Origin of the sequence: Enterobacter sp. BWH64 (genome assembly GCF_001037645.1) — a bacterium.
In the GTDB taxonomy this organism is placed as follows: domain Bacteria; phylum Pseudomonadota; class Gammaproteobacteria; order Enterobacterales; family Enterobacteriaceae; genus Enterobacter; species Enterobacter hormaechei_C.
On the sequence record NZ_KQ089922.1, the window covers coordinates 4,617,872 to 4,632,204 of the forward strand.

General features: G+C 55.2%; 17 protein-coding genes. 11 read left to right on the forward strand and 6 right to left on the reverse strand.

Annotated elements, in window-relative coordinates; genetic code table 11:
* From mlaD to mlaF, 3 genes are read right to left on the reverse strand one after another with little or no spacing between them, the layout of a single operon-like run.
* Entirely contained in the window at positions 1–549 is a 549-nt protein-coding gene (gene mlaD / locus SK50_RS21975) for an outer membrane lipid asymmetry maintenance protein MlaD (protein ID WP_006812131.1), read from the reverse strand.
* A 4-nt stretch (positions 550–553) separates the two neighbouring features.
* The gene (mlaE, locus tag SK50_RS21980) at positions 554–1,336 is read right to left on the reverse strand and encodes a lipid asymmetry maintenance ABC transporter permease subunit MlaE (RefSeq protein ID WP_003861848.1); all 783 of its coding nucleotides are present in this window, start codon (positions 1,334–1,336) and stop codon (positions 554–556) included.
* A 7-nt stretch (positions 1,337–1,343) separates the two neighbouring features.
* Positions 1,344–2,156: a phospholipid ABC transporter ATP-binding protein MlaF gene (mlaF, locus tag SK50_RS21985; protein WP_017382730.1), complete on the reverse strand. Its 813-nt coding sequence runs from the start codon at positions 2,154–2,156 to the stop codon at positions 1,344–1,346.
* 227 nt (positions 2,157–2,383) lie between these two features.
* On the opposite strand from mlaF, the gene SK50_RS21990 reads away from it, so the two are divergent.
* The 11 genes from SK50_RS21990 to npr all read left to right on the forward strand — a co-directional run bounded on the left by SK50_RS21990 (position 2,384) and on the right by npr (position 10,303).
* The gene (locus SK50_RS21990; RefSeq protein ID WP_003861852.1) at positions 2,384–3,361 is read left to right on the forward strand and encodes a calcium/sodium antiporter; all 978 of its coding nucleotides are present in this window, start codon (positions 2,384–2,386) and stop codon (positions 3,359–3,361) included.
* 13 nt (positions 3,362–3,374) lie between these two features.
* On the forward strand, positions 3,375–4,361 hold the full coding sequence (gene kdsD, locus SK50_RS21995; RefSeq protein WP_003861853.1) for an arabinose-5-phosphate isomerase KdsD: 987 nt from the start codon (positions 3,375–3,377) through the stop codon (positions 4,359–4,361).
* Positions 4,362–4,375: 14 nt separating this feature from the next.
* Positions 4,376–4,942, forward strand: a complete 567-nt coding sequence (gene kdsC / locus SK50_RS22000) for a 3-deoxy-manno-octulosonate-8-phosphatase KdsC (RefSeq protein WP_017693909.1) — start codon at positions 4,376–4,378, stop codon at positions 4,940–4,942.
* On the forward strand, positions 4,939–5,514 hold the full coding sequence (lptC, locus tag SK50_RS22005; RefSeq protein ID WP_015571983.1) for an LPS export ABC transporter periplasmic protein LptC: 576 nt from the start codon (positions 4,939–4,941) through the stop codon (positions 5,512–5,514). Before kdsC ends, lptC begins: the two co-directional genes overlap by 4 nt.
* Complete coding sequence (gene lptA, locus SK50_RS22010; protein ID WP_006812136.1) at positions 5,483–6,037, forward strand: lipopolysaccharide ABC transporter substrate-binding protein LptA; 555 nt, start codon at positions 5,483–5,485, stop codon at positions 6,035–6,037. Before lptC ends, lptA begins: the two co-directional genes overlap by 32 nt.
* A gap of 6 nt (positions 6,038–6,043) precedes the next feature.
* Positions 6,044–6,769, forward strand: a complete 726-nt coding sequence (gene lptB, locus SK50_RS22015) for an LPS export ABC transporter ATP-binding protein (RefSeq protein ID WP_003861862.1) — start codon at positions 6,044–6,046, stop codon at positions 6,767–6,769.
* A 47-nt stretch (positions 6,770–6,816) separates the two neighbouring features.
* The gene (gene rpoN, locus SK50_RS22020; RefSeq protein ID WP_003861864.1) at positions 6,817–8,250 is read left to right on the forward strand and encodes an RNA polymerase factor sigma-54; all 1,434 of its coding nucleotides are present in this window, start codon (positions 6,817–6,819) and stop codon (positions 8,248–8,250) included.
* 22 nt (positions 8,251–8,272) lie between these two features.
* A complete protein-coding gene (hpf, locus tag SK50_RS22025) occupies positions 8,273–8,560 on the forward strand; it encodes a ribosome hibernation promoting factor (RefSeq protein WP_003861866.1) in 288 nt (95 codons plus the stop codon).
* Between the two features lie 82 nt (positions 8,561–8,642).
* On the forward strand, positions 8,643–9,134 hold the full coding sequence (gene ptsN, locus SK50_RS22030; RefSeq protein WP_003861869.1) for a PTS IIA-like nitrogen regulatory protein PtsN: 492 nt from the start codon (positions 8,643–8,645) through the stop codon (positions 9,132–9,134).
* Between the two features lie 45 nt (positions 9,135–9,179).
* Positions 9,180–10,034: an RNase adapter RapZ gene (rapZ, locus tag SK50_RS22035; RefSeq protein ID WP_003861870.1), complete on the forward strand. Its 855-nt coding sequence runs from the start codon at positions 9,180–9,182 to the stop codon at positions 10,032–10,034.
* Positions 10,031–10,303, forward strand: a complete 273-nt coding sequence (gene npr, locus SK50_RS22040; protein ID WP_003861872.1) for a PTS phosphocarrier protein NPr — start codon at positions 10,031–10,033, stop codon at positions 10,301–10,303. Before rapZ ends, npr begins: the two co-directional genes overlap by 4 nt.
* Positions 10,304–10,342: 39 nt before the next feature.
* On the opposite strand, the gene mtgA is transcribed toward npr, so the two are convergent.
* The 3 genes from mtgA to arcB form a co-directional block, all read right to left on the reverse strand.
* The gene (gene mtgA, locus SK50_RS22045) at positions 10,343–11,068 is read right to left on the reverse strand and encodes a monofunctional biosynthetic peptidoglycan transglycosylase (RefSeq protein ID WP_015571986.1); all 726 of its coding nucleotides are present in this window, start codon (positions 11,066–11,068) and stop codon (positions 10,343–10,345) included.
* On the reverse strand, positions 11,065–11,718 hold the full coding sequence (elbB, locus tag SK50_RS22050; protein ID WP_015571987.1) for an isoprenoid biosynthesis glyoxalase ElbB: 654 nt from the start codon (positions 11,716–11,718) through the stop codon (positions 11,065–11,067). Before elbB ends, mtgA begins: the two co-directional genes overlap by 4 nt.
* 232 nt (positions 11,719–11,950) lie before the next feature.
* Positions 11,951–14,284 carry an aerobic respiration two-component sensor histidine kinase ArcB gene (gene arcB / locus SK50_RS22055; protein ID WP_017382727.1) on the reverse strand — a complete coding sequence of 778 codons (2,334 nt, stop codon included), beginning with the start codon at positions 14,282–14,284 and terminating at the stop codon, positions 11,951–11,953.
* Positions 14,285–14,333: the final 49 nt, after the last annotated feature.

Sequence of the window (14,333 nt, forward strand, 5' to 3'; positions counted from 1 at the left end):
TTAATTCGTCGCGCCTGGCGTCGGTTCGACGTTGGTGTGGTCTTCACTCTGCGCAGGGGCATCGTCAGACTTTTTATCATCCCCTTTACTGTTGTAAAGGAACTGACCAATCATATCTTCCAGCACCATCGCTGACTTGGTATCCTGGATTACGCTACCGTCTTTAAGGATAGTCGTTCCCAGCTCAGGATCTTCAAAACCAACGTTAAGGGCCAGATATTGCTCCCCCAGCAGGCCAGAGGTGCGGATAGAAAGCGAGCTGGTGTCCGGAATGTGGTTATAGCGCTCTTCGATATCCATCGCGACGCGCGGCAGATAGGTTTTCTCATCAAGCGTAATGTCAGCGACACGTCCGATAACGACGCCACCAATACGCACCGGTGAGCGCGCTTTCAGGCCGCCGATGTTATCGAAAGTCGCGTAGACACGATACGTCGGCTCGGCGCGAACAGAGGTGATGTCCGCCGCTCGCAGGCAGATGAACAGCGCGGCCAGCAGCGCCAGAAGCAGAAACACGCCAACCCAAATTTCATTTTTTCTCGTTTGCATGAACTCAATTCCCAAACATCAGTGCGGTGAGCACAAAATCCAGACCTAAAACGGCCAGCGACGAATGTACGACAGTACGCGTCGTTGCACGGCTAATGCCCGCCGACGTCGGAATGGCATCGTAACCATTAAACAACGCAATCCAGGTAACCGTCACAGCGAAAACCACGCTCTTGATCAGACAGTTCACCAGATCCATCCGCAGATCGATGGCGTCCTGCATGGCAGACCAGAAGAATCCGGCATCAATGCCTTTCCAGTTAACGCCAACCAGCGCGCCTCCCCAGATACCTACCGCCACAAAGAGGATAGTCAGTAACGGCAAGGAGATAACCCCGGCCCAGAAGCGCGGCGAGATTACCCGGCGCAGCGGATCGACTGCCATCATCTCCATACTGGAGAGCTGCTCGGTGGCGCGCATCAGGCCAATTTCCGCCGTCAACGCTGACCCGGCACGCCCGGCGAACAGCAGCGCGGCAACCACCGGCCCGAGTTCACGCAGCAGCGAGAGCGCCACCAGCATGCCAAGGCTGGTTTCCGCGCTGTAGGTTGTCAGCACCAGATACCCCTGCAACCCCAGCACCATGCCAATAAACAGACCCGACACGATGATGATAAGCATCGACAGCACGCCGACGTTATAAAGCTGCCGTACCAGTAACGGCGCATGCTTGCGGAACTCCGGTTTGCCGACCAGCGCGTTGAACAACATTAATCCGGCACGCCCGAACGTACTGATGGTTTTTAGGCCACGGTGTCCAAGACCCGCCAACGCATTTAACAGCATGAGTGGCTTAACTCCCTATTCCGAGTAAATCGTCATGATAGTCGCCCGCCGGATAGCGGAAAGGCACCGGCCCATCTGCGATACCGTCCAGGAACTGCCGCACGCGTGGATCGCCATTCTCCTGCAACGCCTGCGCGCTGCCGTGGGCGACGATCTTTTTGTCAGCCACAATATAGGCGTAATCAGCGATACTCAGCACTTCCGGCACGTCGTGGGAAACCACCACGCAGGTGACGCCAAGGGCGCTGTTCAGCTCCGAAATTAACTTCACCAGCACGCCCATGGTGATGGGGTCCTGCCCGACGAACGGTTCATCGAACATGATTAAATCGGGTTCCAGGGCAATAGCACGCGCCAGCGCGGCGCGGCGCGCCATCCCACCCGAGAGTTCGGACGGCATGAGTTTCGCAGCCCCCCGCAGCCCCACGGCTTCAAGCTTCATCATCACCGTACTGTGCAACAGCTCAGGAGGAAGATGGGTGTGCTCACGCAACGGATAGGCCACGTTGTCAAAAACGTTCATATCCGTGAACAGCGCGCCCGACTGAAAGAGCATGCTCATCCGTTTGCGAACCGTGTAGAGGCGCGAGCGAGACATCGCCGGGACATTTTCGCCGTCGAAGAGAATTTCGCCGCTGTCAGGGGGGATTTGCCCGCCGATAAGACGCAGCAACGTGGTTTTACCGATCCCTGACGGCCCCATGATGGCGGTGATTTTACCGCGCGGCACGGTCAGCGAAATATCATCAAATATTAACCGGTTGCCGCGAGAAAAACTGACGCCCCGGACATCGACTATATTCGCCATCGTTTGGCTCATTTATGGTTCCTTACTTACCTTGCTTCACGGCTGGCATGAAGCGTAAATCAGCCCTAAACCCCGCATTTTTACAGAATATTCACTATTGGGGTTAGCGAAAGCTGGCATTTGTTTTACTTTTCCGGCGCATAAAGTCAAAATTAGGAATTCGTTACGTCTCAGACTTCATCTGGCGCCAACATTCGTGCGCAGTGGACCAGCGAGTATACCTGAAGAAAGGACTTTTGATGCTTTTAGCAACAGCACTGTTAATAATTGGTTTACTGTTGGTGGTCTACAGTGCTGACCGTTTGGTCTTTGCCGCATCCATTCTCTGTCGACTCATTGGCATGCCGCCCATCATTATCGGCATGACGGTGGTCAGTGTAGGCACATCGCTTCCTGAAATCATCGTTTCTGTTTCAGCCTCGCTGCATGGGCAGGTCGACCTCGCTATCGGCACCGCGATTGGCTCTAACATCGTCAATATCTTACTGATTTTAGGCTTAGCCGCATTACTGCATCCATTTCGCGTGCATTCTGATGTTTTGCGCCGGGAATTGCCGTTAATGTTAGTCGTCAGTCTGCTGGCAGGCTACGTACTTTATGACGGGGTGCTGAGCGTCGGTGACGGTATATTCCTGCTCGCCCTGGCCGTGATCTGGTTGCTTTACAGCGTGAAGATCGCACGTCTGGCGGAAAAACAGGGTAACGATAGCCTCACGCGTGAGCATCTCGCCGAGCTGCCCCGGGAAGGGACCTTACCCGTCGCCCTGCTGTGGCTGGGCGTCGCGCTGATCATCATGCCAATGGCCACGCGGATGGTGGTCGATAACGCGACGGTGCTGGCGAACGCGTTTGCGATGAGCGAACTGACAATCGGTCTGACGGTAATCGCCATCGGCACCAGCCTGCCAGAGCTGGCCACCGCCATCGCCGGGGCGCGTAAAGGGGAAGATGATATCGCCATCGGCAATATCATCGGCTCGAATATTTTCAATATCGCAATCGTGACAGGGCTGCCGGCGCTAATCTCGCCGGGGCCGTTTAACCCTATGGTTTTCACGCGCGATTACGGTGTGATGCTGCTGGTCAGCGTGATTTTCGCCCTGCTCTGCTGGCGGCGAAAAGAGCAGATCGGCAAAGGCGCAGGCGCGCTGCTGACGGGTGGATTTATCGTATGGCTGGCGATGCTGTACTGGCTTTCGCCTCTTCTCTCTGGGTAAACGGAAACGCATTATGTCGCAAATAGAATTGCAGCCGGGTTTTGACTTTCAGAAAGCAGGCAAAGACGTTCTGGAGATTGAACGTGAAGGTCTGGCGCAGTTAGATCAGTACATTAATCAGGATTTTAGTCTGGCCTGTGAGAAGATGTTCTACTGTGCCGGCAAAGTCGTGGTGATGGGGATGGGCAAATCCGGCCATATCGGACGCAAAATGGCGGCGACCTTTGCCAGTACCGGCACGTCGTCATTCTTCGTTCATCCCGGTGAAGCCGCGCACGGTGACCTCGGCATGGTTACGCCGCAGGACGTGGTTATTGCGCTGTCCAACTCCGGGGAATCGAATGAAATCCTGGCGTTGATCCCGGTACTGAAGCGTCTGCACGTACCGCTGATTTGCATGACCAGCCGACCGGAAAGCAGCATGGCGCGTGCGGCGGATATTCACCTGTGCGTGAAAGTGCCTAAAGAAGCCTGTCCGCTGGGGCTGGCGCCGACCTCCAGCACAACCGCCGCGCTGGTGATGGGCGATGCCCTTGCCGTTGCGCTGCTGGAAGCCCGCGGTTTTACGCCTGAAGATTTTGCCCTGTCTCATCCCGGCGGCGCGCTCGGGCGCAAACTGCTGCTGCGGGTTAACGATATTATGCACACCGGAGATGAGATCCCGCACGTGAGCAAAGAGGCCTCTTTGCGCGACGCGTTACTGGAGATCACCCGTAAAAACCTGGGCATGACGGTTATCTGCGACGATCTGATGAAGATTCAGGGCATTTTCACCGACGGCGACCTGCGCCGGGTATTCGATATGGGTGTGGATGTCCGAACGCTGGGCATTGCTGATGTGATGACGCCAGGCGGGATCCGCGTCCGTCCGGGCACGCTGGCGGTAGATGTGCTGAACCTGATGCAGTCCCGTCATATTACCTCAGTGATGGTTGCCGATGGCGACCAACTGCTGGGTGTGGTACATATGCATGATCTGCTGCGCGCTGGCGTAGTGTAATGAAGGATAAGACAATGAGTAATGCGGGTGCATCCCTTGCAACCTGTTATGGCCCGGTGAGCGCCCACATGATGGCAAAGGCGGAAAATATCCGCCTGCTGATCCTCGATGTGGATGGTGTGCTCTCCGACGGTCTGATTTATATGGGCAATAACGGCGAAGAGCTGAAAGCCTTTAACGTTCGCGACGGTTACGGTATCCGCTGTGCGCTCACGTCCGGAATTGAAGTTGCAATCATCACCGGGCGGAAAGCTAAACTGGTAGAAGATCGGTGTGAAACGCTGGGCATTACCCATCTCTATCAGGGGCAGTCTGATAAGATGGTAGCTTTCCGGGATCTGCTGGGAAAACTGGCCATTGCACCAGAGAATGTGGCATACGTCGGGGATGATTTGATCGACTGGCCAGTGATGGCGGAGGTGGGTCTGAGCATCGCCGTGGCTGACGCGCACCCGCTGCTGATCCCGCGTGCTGATTACGTTACCCATATTCACGGTGGCCGCGGCGCCGTCCGTGAAGTCTGCGATCTGCTTCTGCTGTCGCAGGGCAAGCTTGATGAGGCGAAAGGGCAATCGATATGAGTAAAACCAGACGTTGGGTTATCATTCTGCTTGCGCTTGTCGCCCTGGTACTGATTGGCGTCAACCTCGCTGACCGCGATGATACGCAAGCGGAAGTGGTTAACACGAGCGACCCGACCTATAAAAGCGATCACAGCGACACCGTGGTCTATAGCCCGGAAGGCGCGCTGAACTATCGCCTCGTTGCTCAGCATGTAGAATATTTTTCAGATGACGGTACCTCGTGGTTTACCCAACCGGTCATGACCACCTTTGATACGGACAAAGTGCCGACGTGGTCTATCAAGTCTGACCGGGCAAAACTGACAAATGACCGTATGCTTTACCTGTATGGTCACGTTGAAGTCAACGCCCTGACCGCTGACGCGCAACTGCGAAAAATTACGACGGATAACGCCCAGATCAACCTGGTCACCCAGGATGTCACGTCGCAGGATCTAGTCACCCTGTATGGCACAACATTTAATTCCAGCGGTTTAAGAATGCGCGGGAACTTACGCAGCAAAAACGCCGAGCTGATTGAAAAGGTTAGAACCTCCTATGAAATTCAAAACAAACAAACTCAGCCTTAAAGTTGTTATCGCCAGCGCGCTGCTGGCGGCCAGTCTTCCCGCGCTTGCTGTGACTGGCGACACCGAACAGCCGATTCATATTGAATCCGATACCCAGTCTCTGGATATGCAGGGTAACGTCGTCACCTTTACCGGCAACGTCGTCATGACCCAGGGCACCATTAAAATCAACGCCGACAAAGTGGTCGTTACCCGTCCGGGCGGCGAGCAGGGCAAAGAGATTATCGATGGTTATGGCAACCCGGCCACCTTCTACCAGATGCAGGACAACGGCAAGCCGGTGAAAGGCCATGCCTCGCATATGCACTATGAACTGGCGAAGGATCTGGTCATCCTGACCGGTAATGCTTACCTGGAACAGCTGGACAGCAATATCAAAGGCGACAAGATCACCTATCTGGTGAAAGAGCAGAAAATGCAGGCCTCCAGCGAAAAAGGCAAACGCGTCACGACCGTGCTTGTGCCTTCGCAGTTGCAGGACAAGAACAACGGTCAGGCTCCGGCACAGAAAAAGAGTAACTAATTCGTTATGGCAACTTTAACTGCAAAAAACCTCGCGAAAGCGTATAAGGGCCGCCGCGTCGTCGAAGATGTCAGTCTGACCGTCAACTCCGGCGAAATCGTGGGTTTGCTTGGCCCTAACGGGGCGGGTAAAACCACGACCTTCTACATGGTGGTGGGCATCGTCCCGCGTGACGCCGGCAACATCATCATCGATGATGAAGATATCAGCCTGCTGCCGCTTCATGCCCGCGCGCGTCGTGGCATCGGCTATTTGCCGCAGGAAGCGTCTATTTTCCGCCGCTTAAGCGTGTTCGACAACCTGATGGCCGTGCTCCAGATCCGTGACGATCTGACCAGCGAGCAGCGCACTGACCGTGCGAACGAGCTGATGGAAGAGTTTCATATCGAACATCTGCGTGACAGCCTCGGCCAGGCGCTGTCCGGTGGTGAACGCCGCCGCGTTGAGATTGCGCGCGCGCTGGCAGCAAACCCAAAATTCATCCTGCTGGATGAACCGTTTGCGGGCGTTGACCCCATCTCCGTTATCGATATCAAACGTATCATTGAGCACCTGCGCGACAGCGGGCTTGGCGTACTGATCACGGACCACAACGTTCGTGAAACGCTGGCCGTGTGTGAGCGCGCCTACATAGTGAGCCAGGGCCATCTGATTGCCCACGGTACGCCGCAGCAAATCCTCGAAGATGAGCATGTTAAGCGCGTGTACCTTGGGGAAGACTTCAGACTCTGATAGGGTAGAGGTTAAGTCACGCCGAACCGGAGAAAAACGCTCTGAACATGAAGCAAGGTTTGCAATTACGGCTCAGCCAGCAACTGGCCATGACGCCGCAGCTACAGCAGGCAATCCGTCTGTTGCAGCTGTCCACGTTAGAACTCCAGCAGGAGCTCCAGCAGGCGCTGGACAGCAATCCGCTGCTGGAGCAAACCGATCTTCATGACGAGGTAGACGCCCAGCAGACGCAGGACACAGAAACGCTCGACTCCGTAGATGCGCTTGAACAGAAAGAGATGCCGGACGAACTGCCGCTGGATGCCAGCTGGGACGAAATCTACACCGCGGGTACCCCTTCCGGGACGCGCGCAGACTACCAGGACGATGAACTCCCGGTCTACCAGGGCGAAACCACCCAGTCGCTTCAGGACTACCTGATGTGGCAGGTAGAGCTGACCCCTTTCTCCGATACCGATCGCGCCATTGCCACCTCGATTGTCGATGCCGTTGACGACACGGGCTATTTGACCGTGACGCTGGACGAGATTCTGGAAAGCATCGGCGATGACGAGATTGAACTGGAAGAGATCGAAGCCGTCCTGAAACGCGTTCAGCGTTTCGACCCGATTGGCGTCGCCGCGAAAGATCTGCGCGACTGCCTTCTGATCCAGCTTTCGCAGTTTGCCAAAGAGACACCGTGGATTGACGAAGCCCGGCTCATCATCAGCGATCATCTGGATCTCCTGGCGAATCACGACTTCCGCACCCTGATGCGCGTCACACGCCTGAAAGAAGAGGTGCTGAAGGAAGCGGTGAATCTGATCCAGTCGCTCGATCCGCGTCCGGGGCAGTCGATCCAGACCAGCGAACCGGAATATGTCATCCCCGATGTGCTGGTGAGAAAACACAATGGCCGGTGGGTCGTTGAACTGAACGCCGACAGCATTCCTCGCCTGCAAATCAACCAGCAATACGCCTCCATGTGCACCAGCGCCCGTAACGACGCTGATAATCAATACATTCGCAGCAACCTTCAGGAAGCACGCTGGTTGATCAAGAGCCTGGAGAGCCGTAATGACACGCTGCTGCGCGTCAGCCGCTGTATTGTCGAACAGCAGCAGGCGTTCTTTGAGCAGGGCGAAGAGTTTATGAAACCGATGGTGCTGGCGGACATCGCCCAGGCCGTCGAGATGCATGAATCAACCATTTCCCGCGTGACCACGCAGAAATATCTGCACAGCCCACGCGGTATTTTTGAGCTTAAGTATTTCTTCTCCAGCCACGTGAACACCGAAGGCGGCGGCGAGGCCTCGTCAACGGCTATTCGCGCACTGGTGAAGAAGTTGATCGCCGCGGAGAACCCCGCGAAGCCACTCAGTGACAGTAAGTTAACCACCATGCTGTCCGATCAGGGTATTATGGTGGCACGTCGTACTGTCGCGAAGTATCGAGAGTCTTTATCCATTCCGCCGTCTAACCAGCGTAAACAACTGGTTTGACACAACCGATAAGGAAGACACTATGCAGCTCAATATCACCGGACATAACGTCGAGATTACTGAGGCTTTACGCGATTTTGTAAACACTAAGTTTGCGAAACTCGAGCAGTATTTCGAGAGGATCAACCAGGTCTATGTTGTGTTGAAAGTGGAGAAAGTGACGCATATCTCGGATGCGACCCTGCACGTCAACGGAGGGGAACTCCATGCCAGTGCGGAAGGGCAAGACATGTACGCGGCTATCGACGGCTTGATTGATAAGCTTGCGAGACAGCTCAATAAACATAAAGATAAACTGAAACAACACTAATTGTCCGGGCAGTTAACGGGTGCAGGACGGCCTGTTGTGAAACACAACAGGCCATTTGTACAGTTAGCGCTTAGGTGAAATTATGATAAACAACGATTCCGCTCTTCAACTGAGCAATGTCCTTAACCAGGATTGTACCCGCAGTGGCGTTCACTGCCAGAGCAAAAAACGTGCGCTGGAAATCATCAGTGAGCTGGCCGCAAAACAGCTGGGTCTGCCGCCGCAGATCGTGTTTGAAGCCATTCTGACCCGTGAAAAAATGGGCAGTACCGGCATCGGCAATGGCATTGCGATCCCGCATGGCAAGCTGGAAGAAGATACGCTGCGTGCCGTGGGGGTGTTTGTGCAACTGGAAACGCCTATCGCTTTTGACGCCATCGATAACCAGCCTGTGGATCTGCTTTTCGCGCTGCTGGTTCCTGCCGATCAGACCAAAACCCACCTGCACACGCTGTCGCTGGTTGCCAAACGTCTGGCGGATAAAACCATTTGTCGTCGACTGCGCTCAGCCCAAAGTGATGAAGAGCTTTATCAAATTATCACTGAAGCAGAAGGCAATCAGGATGAGGCATAATCGGGAAAGGGCCTTCAGAACGGCTGCCCTGAGGAGAAACGGAACATGGTGCTGATGATCGTCAGCGGTCGTTCGGGGTCCGGGAAGTCCGTGGCCCTGCGCGCGCTGGAAGACATGGGATTTTACTGTGTAGATAACCTGCCGGTAGTGTTGTTACCCGATCTGGCGCGGACGCTGGCGGACAGGCAAATCTCTGCCGCCGTCAGTATCGACGTGCGTAACATGCCGGAATCGCCGGAAATCTTCGAGCAGGCAATGAACAGCCTGCCGGAATGCTTCTCGCCTCAGCTCTTGTTCCTGGACGCTGACCGCAACACGCTGATCCGTCGCTACAGCGATACACGTCGTTTGCATCCGCTCTCCAGTAAAAATCTTTCGCTGGAAAGCGCCATCGATAAAGAGAGCGATCTGCTTGAGCCGCTGCGTTCCCGGGCCGACCTGATTGTCGACACCTCCGAAATGTCCGTCCACGAGCTGGCGGAAATGCTGCGTACGCGCTTACTCGGCAAGCGCGAGCGCGAACTGACGATGGTGTTTGAATCCTTCGGCTTTAAGCACGGCATACCTATCGATGCGGATTACGTTTTTGATGTGCGTTTCCTGCCGAACCCACACTGGGATCCGAAACTGCGTCCGATGACCGGTCTGGATAAGCCGGTGGCGGCGTTCCTCGACAGACACACAGAAGTACACAATTTTATCTACCAGACGCGAAGCTACCTTGAGCTATGGTTACCTATGCTGGAAACAAACAATCGCAGCTACCTGACGGTGGCGATTGGCTGTACCGGCGGTAAACATCGTTCGGTCTACATTGCCGAACAGCTGGCCGATTACTTCCGCTCACGCGGGAAGAACGTTCAGTCCCGCCATCGCACGCTGGAAAAACGCAAAACATGACCGTAAAACAGACCGTCGAAATCACCAACAAGCTGGGCATGCATGCGCGCCCGGCGATGAAGCTGTTTGAACTGATGCAGGGTTTTGATGCTGAGGTGCTGCTGCGCAACGACGAGGGAACCGAGGCAGAAGCCAACAGCGTGATTGCGCTACTGATGCTGGATTCTGCCAAAGGCCGTCAGATTGAAGTTGAAGCCACCGGCCCGCAGGAAGAAGAAGCGCTGGCGGCAGTGATTGCCCTGTTCAACGCCGGGTTTGACGAAGACTAACGTTCGCCATGTCGGCGGGTAGCGCTGCGCTTACCCGCCCTACCTAAGATTATTTCGCTCCATAAACCCTTCCCCACCCAGCTGACGCATCTGGCGCATAATCCACGCCTGGCGGCTTCGCACGTAGCCTGACGGGGCGCTGGCCTTAAAACGCAGCGGGTTCGGCAGCACGGCGGCAAGCAGTGCCGCTTCGGACATAGTCAGCCTGCTGGCGGGCTTGCCAAAATAGCGCTGCGATGCCGCTTCGACACCAAATACGCCGTCACCAAATTCCGCGATATTCAGGTAGACGGTTAAAATGCGTTTTTTGCTCCACACCGTCTCGACCCCCAGCGTCAGCCCGGCCTCCAGCCCTTTTCTCACCCAGCTGCGACCGTCCCATAAGAACAGGTTTTTTACCGTCTGCTGAGAAAGCGTTGACGCGCCGCGGACGCGGTTTTCATGACGTTCATTATGATCCAGCGCCTTCTCGATAGCCGCCACGTCAAAACCCCAGTGCTCCGGGAATTTCTGATCTTCTGCCGCAATGACCGCCAGCCCCATCCACGGGGAGATGGCATCCATGCTGACCCAGTCAGAATGGGCAACATAGCCAAAATCCCCAGAGAGCCAGGCGCTAATCTGCCGCTCTGCCATCACGGCCGAGAACGGGACGGGCAGGATGCTGAACAGCGCAATACCGCCGCCCCAGAACACAGCCAGGACCAGCACAATACGCAGCAGGATCCGTTTTAACCACCCGCCGGGGGAGAATTTACGACTCATTCGGTCAGGACCAGCACTCTGTCCACCAGCTTTTCAATGCCTGCGGCAGCCTCGGCGATGTTCTGCGCCAGCATATACGCTGGCGTGGTGATGATCTTGTTGTCCTCGTCCACCACAATGTCGTCTACCGGACATGGCACGTGTTCACCGCCCATATCCTCGACAATCTCAGCGGTATCAATGTCGGTTCCGATCGTGAGCCGCAGCGGGAAATCAAAAATTTTCGGCAGCATGGCCGGCGCAATGCAGATAAAGCCCTGCGGCTTACCTGCCGCATGCATCGCCAGCGATAGCGCTTTCAAATCGGGATCGACATGACACGCCGTGCCTTCCGTTGCAAACGTGCTCAGGTTTTTCGCCGCGCCAAAACCGCCCGGCACGATGAGCGCATCAAGCTCAGCGGCATCGGCCTGTGCCAGCGGGTGAATATCGCCGCGCACAATACGCGCCGCTTCAATCAGCACGTTACGGCTTTCCGCCATTGGCTCGCCGGTGAGATGATTAATCACGTCTGCCTGGGTTTTATCCGGGGCGAAGCAGATAACGTCTGCCCCCTGGCGCGATAATGCCAGCAGCGTTAATACGGTTTCATGTATCTCTGAACCATCGTAAACACCACATCCGCTCAGCACGACACCAATCTTTTTCATTCTGACGATCCTTCTATGCAACTCGCTGAAGCACATTAAAAATTCTGATTAAAACGCTATGCTTCACACATTTCACTGATTCATGTAACAAACTGTTTAAGATTTGCTATCTTATCTGCGTGCGGCCTCAATTTTCAGGCGGCGTCCATGCGAAAACAACCCATAAAAATCAGGCGCAGCCACGATTTCCCTGGTGTTGGCGCAGTATTCGCGCACCCCGGTATAGCCGGGGTCATTTTTTTCTGGCATCCACCCAGGCTTTCAGCACTGCCACATCGTTTTGCCACTCTTGTTTCATCTCTTCGACCCAATCACCTACGTTATCTTCCCAGGCAGGTAAATCAGGAGACTGAATCTGTTGGCCCAGCTGCTGGAGATGGCGTAACCCGACAGATCCTGCCGCGCCTTTGATTTTATGCCCCTCTTCGACGATGCCCTTCTGGTCACGCGCCGTCAGGTTGGATTCGAGCACGTTCAGATAGCCCGGCATCATTTTTTCGAACACGGCGAGGCCATCGGTGATCAGTTTTGGTCCCACCAGATCGATATACTGCTCCAGCATGGCGGTATCCAGTATCGTTTGGGCTTTAGCGCTATCAACAGACGTCATGGTGCTCTCCTCTTCATCACAGGTATCCCAGAACTTCTTGATCATCGCCGTCAGGGCGGGTACCGCCAGCGGCTTGCTGAGCACATCGTCCATACCGGCCTCGAGATACTCTTTTTTATCTTTCAACACGTTTGCGGTCAACGCCACCAGCGGCGGCAGCTCGTCAGGAGCATATTTGCGCGTCAGCTCGCGGGAGATATCCAGCCCGGTCATGTCCGGTAGCTGAATATCGAGCAGCACCAGGTCATACTCGCCCGGCGTGAACATCTCCAGCGCGGCTTTCCCGGTCATCGCCACATCCACGCTGTTACCGAGTTTTTCCAGTACCGACCGGGCGACAATGACGTTCAGCTCAATATCTTCCACCAGCAGGACGTGCAGGGCTGGCAGCGGCATATCGTCGTTCTCAAACGTATCTTCCACCTCTTCCGCCACGGCAGGCGCGTGGACGGTAAGCGTAAAGGTGGAGCCTTTACCCGGCTGGCTGGCAACGGTGATATCCCCGCCCATACTTTTCGCCAGACGTTTCGACACCGCCAGTCCAATGCCCGTACCGGTCGCCGGTTTACCGCCGTGGCTGTCTTTAACCTGATAATACATGGCGAAGATCTTATCCTGCTCCTCCTGAGGAATGCCGATACCCGAGTCCTCAACTTCAAAGTGCAGCATGTCGCCTTCGTCATAGCGAATGCGCACCGCAACCTGCCCCTTCTGGGTAAACTTCACGGCGTTGCTGATGAGGTTCCACAGGATCTGCCGCAGACGTGTGCCGTCCGTCACCACTTTATGCGGCAACGGCAGCGTTGGCTCCATCACAAAGCTCAACCCTTTTTGCTGAGCCTGTAAACCTGACAGGTTTTCCAGGTCCGCGAGGAAACCGGTAAAATCAACCGGCTGGTTGTCGAGCTGAACTTTACGGCGTTCCATCTTATCCATGTCGATAATATCATTGAAGATATTGCCCAGCGTGACCGCCGAGACGTGGATCGTTTTCAGGTATTTTTCCTGCTCGCTGGTCAGCTCGGTATCCAGCAGAATGCGGCTCAGCCCCACAATGCCATTCAGCGGGGTGCGCAGTTCATGGCTGATGGTGGAGATGAAGGTGGTTTTATCCCGGCTGGCGCGCTCCAGCGCATCCTGATAGCGCTTACGCTCGGTGATATCGCGGCCAAAGCCCATCAGACCATGACGTTTCCCCACCCGGTCGTAATAAGGCACTTTGCGGATCTCAAAGCAGGCTTTGCGCCCGTCAGGATAGTCCAGCCACTGCTCATAGGTCAGCGAAACGTTATGGCGGAAGACCTTTTCATCCGTCTCCATCACTTTTGCTGCCGCCTCTTCGGAATAGACATCCTGAGGTTTCAGGTGGATCAGCTGCTTTTCGCTTTTCCCGGTCAACAGTTCCATGGCCCGGTTACAGCCGGAGAACTCTTTATCTTCATTACGGTAGAACACCAGATCCGGCGACGCATCGAGGAACGAGCGCAGGAAAGAGGATTGCTGTTCAAGCTGGATCTGCGTCACTTCACGCTCTTTCATCTCAACTTTTAGCTGCTCAAGCGTGGTCTGACGCTCGGCTTCCGCCTTCTCACGGTCTGAAATTTCCTGATTCAGCTGGGCAATGTTGTCCTTGAGCTGGACGTTGAGTTTGAGATCGCGCTCGCGCATCTCTTCCAGCTTATCCACCAGTTTCGATAAACGCTGTCGGGACTCTTCCAGTTGCTCAACCACCACGGAGAGAAAATAGACCGCCCATGGGGTAATCAGCAGGCCAAAGAAAATAGAGCGGATCACGTCGATGCTCTCGACCTGACCATGCAGAACCATGGTCACGGCCATTTGCACGACGATGGCCAGAACGACCAGCGCCAGCGCCAGCAGCATGGAAAAACGCACCAGCCCGAGCTTCATCATCAGGTCGACGTAGTACTGGGCCAGCATTCGAATTTGCTTCATAGAGGATCCCTTCACGACTTTATCGCTCAATAATACTCAAATTCACGGC

Bases quoted from the DNA above. Each gene is read 5' to 3' on its own strand.
- elbB (WP_015571987.1), bottom strand. From the start codon at position 11,718: ATGAAAAAGATTGGTGTCGTGCTGAGCGGATGTGGTGTTTACGATGGT.
- SK50_RS21990 (WP_003861852.1), top strand. From the start codon at position 2,384: ATGCTTTTAGCAACAGCACTGTTAATAATTGGTTTACTGTTGGTGGTC.
- arcB (WP_017382727.1), bottom strand. From the start codon at position 14,284: ATGAAGCAAATTCGAATGCTGGCCCAGTACTACGTCGACCTGATGATG.
- mlaE (WP_003861848.1), bottom strand. From the start codon at position 1,336: ATGCTGTTAAATGCGTTGGCGGGTCTTGGACACCGTGGCCTAAAAACC.
- mlaD (WP_006812131.1), bottom strand. From the start codon at position 549: ATGCAAACGAGAAAAAATGAAATTTGGGTTGGCGTGTTTCTGCTTCTG.
- kdsD (WP_003861853.1), top strand. From the start codon at position 3,375: ATGTCGCAAATAGAATTGCAGCCGGGTTTTGACTTTCAGAAAGCAGGC.
- lptA (WP_006812136.1), top strand. From the start codon at position 5,483: ATGAAATTCAAAACAAACAAACTCAGCCTTAAAGTTGTTATCGCCAGC.
- npr (WP_003861872.1), top strand. From the start codon at position 10,031: ATGACCGTAAAACAGACCGTCGAAATCACCAACAAGCTGGGCATGCAT.
- kdsC (WP_017693909.1), top strand. From the start codon at position 4,376: ATGAGTAATGCGGGTGCATCCCTTGCAACCTGTTATGGCCCGGTGAGC.
- mlaF (WP_017382730.1), bottom strand. From the start codon at position 2,156: ATGAGCCAAACGATGGCGAATATAGTCGATGTCCGGGGCGTCAGTTTT.
- lptB (WP_003861862.1), top strand. From the start codon at position 6,044: ATGGCAACTTTAACTGCAAAAAACCTCGCGAAAGCGTATAAGGGCCGC.
- rapZ (WP_003861870.1), top strand. From the start codon at position 9,180: ATGGTGCTGATGATCGTCAGCGGTCGTTCGGGGTCCGGGAAGTCCGTG.
- lptC (WP_015571983.1), top strand. From the start codon at position 4,939: ATGAGTAAAACCAGACGTTGGGTTATCATTCTGCTTGCGCTTGTCGCC.
- rpoN (WP_003861864.1), top strand. From the start codon at position 6,817: ATGAAGCAAGGTTTGCAATTACGGCTCAGCCAGCAACTGGCCATGACG.
- ptsN (WP_003861869.1), top strand. From the start codon at position 8,643: ATGATAAACAACGATTCCGCTCTTCAACTGAGCAATGTCCTTAACCAG.
- mtgA (WP_015571986.1), bottom strand. From the start codon at position 11,068: ATGAGTCGTAAATTCTCCCCCGGCGGGTGGTTAAAACGGATCCTGCTG.
- hpf (WP_003861866.1), top strand. From the start codon at position 8,273: ATGCAGCTCAATATCACCGGACATAACGTCGAGATTACTGAGGCTTTA.